Below are 3,093 nucleotides of genomic sequence, written 5' to 3' on the forward strand. Positions count from 1 at the left end.
ACCGCGGCACTGCAGGACCACGGTCTCGGACTCGCGAATCTGCCTGCGCCCGGGGTGTTGTCGATCGCAGGGGCACTCGCCGTGAACGCCCACGGCGCCGCTCTGCCCGCGGACGGTGAATCCCCCTTCCCGGACACACTTTCGGGTCGATGAGCAACCTCGTCACCGAGCTGACTGCCGTCGTATGGGACGGCAGCGCCTACGCGCTGCGCACGTTCACCCGCGCCGACCCCGAGATCACTCCCCTGCTCACCCACCTCGGCCGCACGTTCATCACGTCCGTCACCCTGCAGGCCGGACCGAACTACCGGATGCGGTGCCGGTCCTTCACCGACGTCTCCTGGCAGGAACTGTTCGCGCCGGCCGGAGCGTCGGGTCGGACCTTCGAATCGTTCGTCGCCTCTGCGGGTCGCGCCGAGGCGATCTGGTATCCGTTCACGGACAAACCGTGGATGAAGGTGTGGTCGCTCGCGCCGGAGAAGCCGGCCACCTCGCGGGAGGTGACCGGGCCGTACAACTATCCGTTCTCCGACAACGTGCCCGAACCGATCACCGACCTGCTGGGGCAGATCACGGCCGGGAACACGTCGATCGCACCGGCTTTCGGGCAGACCTACTACGGCGTGACGGTGGCCGGTCTCGCGGCGACGGGATCGTCCGACATCTGGGGCTGGTCGAAGGATCTGCAGTTCTACATCAAGGCGACCACTCTGCGTCTCACCGAGGGCGGCGGCGCGGTGCTCACGAACCGGGCCAACATCGCCAACGTGATCCACGACTTCACCCACTGGTTCGCCGAACGCATCGAGCACTATCGCGGCCTGGGGCAGTTCCCCCTCAACGGCCCGGTCGAAATCCGTTGTTGCGGACTGGATCGGCCGGAGGACGTCCTCGTCCCGTCTGCAGGGCCTCCGACGATCGCCTCGACCCGTCCGCGGCCCGACCACCCGGAATGGGACACGGCCATCTGGCTCAACGTCCTCGGCGTTCCGGGCACTCCCGGGATGTTCGCCTTCTACCGGGAAATGGAGCAGTGGATGCGGCAGCGGTACAACGGAAGCGACTCGACCTTCCGGCCCGAATGGTCGAAGGGCTGGGCGTTCGGTCCCGACCTGCCGTACACGGACGAGCAGATCCTGACGCAGGGCCTACCCGAGACCTATCGGGAAGGCGTACCGTCCGACGAGAACTGGGATTCGGCTCGTGCGGTGTACAACCGCCTCGATCCGCATCGGGTGTTCAGCAACACTTTCATCGACACCCTCCTCCCCTGAACTGCGCACGGGCACAGCTCGCTCGGCACGGGCACAGCGCAGTCCTTTGCTAGGGTTCGCCCCATGCGGAACGTGCGAAGGTGGATCGGTGCTGCTGCTGTGCCCGTGCTGGTTCTCGCGGGAGGTGTGACACTCGCCGGAACGGCCGCGGCTCTTCCCGATACGGGTTCGGTCACCGTGTCGACCGGCAGCGACAGCCCGGTGACCTTCGAGGCCGCCGGCACCACCTTCCACGGCAGTCTCCGCAGTCCGGACGGTGCGACGGTCGCCGCCGCGCTGCTGCTTCCGGGCAGCGGCCCCACCGATCGCAACGGCAATCAGCCCGGCGCCGCGGCCGACACCCTGGTGCGCTCCGCGGACGCACTCGCCGCCCACGGCATCGCGAGCCTGCGATTCGACAAGATCGGGGCCGGCCGGACAGGTCTCGGGACCTACACCCCCGAGACCGTCGGCGAGTACGGCTTCACCGAGCAGGTCGATCATGCCGAGGCCGCCGTGCGGTTGCTCAGCGAACGCACCGGCGTCGCCGCCGAGGACATCCTCGTCCTCGGACACAGCGAGGGGGGCCTGACCGCACTCGCACTGGCCGATCGCGGCATCGGGAGCGGCTTCGCACTGTTGGCGCCGCTACCGATGCGCTATCTGGATCTGTTGTCCGCCCAGCTCACCGCGCTCGCCGATTCCGGGCAGCTCGGCGCCGACACCGACGCCGTGCGAGCCGAGCTTCCGCGCACCGTCGAATCGTTGCGGACGACCGGCACCGTGCCGGCCGACCAGCACCCGGTCGTCGCACAGCTCGGCCTGAATGCCGCGAACGCCAAGTTCCTCTCCGAGGCCGACGAGCTCGATCCGGTCGAACTCGCCGCCCGGTTGGCGGCCGACACCCCTGTGCTGCTCACCTGCTCCGACAAGGATCTGAACATCAGCTGTGCGCAGGTCGAACCGCTGCGGGCTGCACTCGCACACACCGACCTGCAGTTCGAGCATTTCGCCACCGCGAATCACGGACTCGAGGAACTCGGCCCGCTGCAGCCGGGGCCGGCGGATCTGATCGCGCTTCTGCCCGTGTCGTCGGAATTCTCGGCGGCCGTCGACCGTTGGGCCGAACGAGCACGCTGAGCGTGCGACGCACGATGGGGGACACGGGATTGTCGTCCCGGTGTGCGGGTATCCACGGCACATGACAGCACTTCACGCCGTGGCACTGAATTGCACCCTCAAGCCGTCTCCCGCCGAGTCCAGCACCGACAAGATGGTGGCGCACGTGTTCGACGCACTGTCGAAGCACGACGTCAGCGTCGAAACGGTCCGGGTCGTCGATTTCGAGGTCGCGCCGGGTGTGGAAGCCGACATGGGCGACGGGGATCAGTGGCCGGAGATCGTCGAGCGCATCGGCTCGGCCGACATCCTGCTCATCGCCACACCGACCTGGGTGGGACACATGTCGAGTGTCGCTCAGCGTGTCCTCGAGCGGCTCGATGCCGAACTGTCGAACACCGACGACGAGAACCGGCCACGCATGGTGGGCAAGGTCGGGATCGCCGCAGTCGTCGGCAACGAGGACGGTGCGCACAAGATCGTCGCCGACCTGTTCCAGAGCCTCAACGACATCGGATTCTCCATTCCCGCCCAGGGGTCGACCTACTGGAACGGCGAAGCGATGTCGGGCACCGACTTCAAGGATCTCGACGAGATCCCCGAAGCGGTGCGCTCGACCACCGAATCCGTCGCCCGGAACGCCGTGCACCTGGCCACGTTGTTGCGTCAGCGGCAGTACTCGCCCTACCCCGAGTGAGTCCCACCGGTCCCACGGGCAGGT

Annotated in this window: 2 protein-coding genes and 1 pseudogene; all 3 read left to right on the forward strand. The window is 67.5% G+C overall.

Annotated features, from left to right (window positions below):
* Positions 1-1,274 (forward strand): annotated as a pseudogene (locus R1101_RS27675) (cholesterol oxidase substrate-binding domain-containing protein); the annotation flags it as partial.
* 63 nt (positions 1,275-1,337) lie between these two features.
* Complete coding sequence (locus R1101_RS0119925) at positions 1,338-2,393, forward strand: alpha/beta hydrolase family protein (RefSeq protein WP_232284794.1); 1,056 nt, start codon at positions 1,338-1,340, stop codon at positions 2,391-2,393.
* A gap of 61 nt (positions 2,394-2,454) precedes the next feature.
* Positions 2,455-3,069 carry a flavodoxin family protein gene (locus tag R1101_RS0119930; protein WP_016935067.1) on the forward strand — a complete coding sequence of 205 codons (615 nt, stop codon included), beginning with the start codon at positions 2,455-2,457 and terminating at the stop codon, positions 3,067-3,069.
* Positions 3,070-3,093: the final 24 nt, after the last annotated feature.

The organism is Rhodococcus sp. R1101 (assembly GCF_000278445.1).
GTDB classification, from domain to species: Bacteria; Actinomycetota; Actinomycetes; order Mycobacteriales; family Mycobacteriaceae; genus Rhodococcus; species Rhodococcus gordoniae.

Excerpts from the sequence above, each read along its gene's own strand:
- R1101_RS0119925 (WP_232284794.1), top strand. The coding sequence starts at position 1,338 with ATGCGGAACGTGCGAAGGTGGATCGGTGCTGCTGCTGTGCCCGTGCTG.
- R1101_RS0119930 (WP_016935067.1), top strand. The coding sequence starts at position 2,455 with ATGACAGCACTTCACGCCGTGGCACTGAATTGCACCCTCAAGCCGTCT.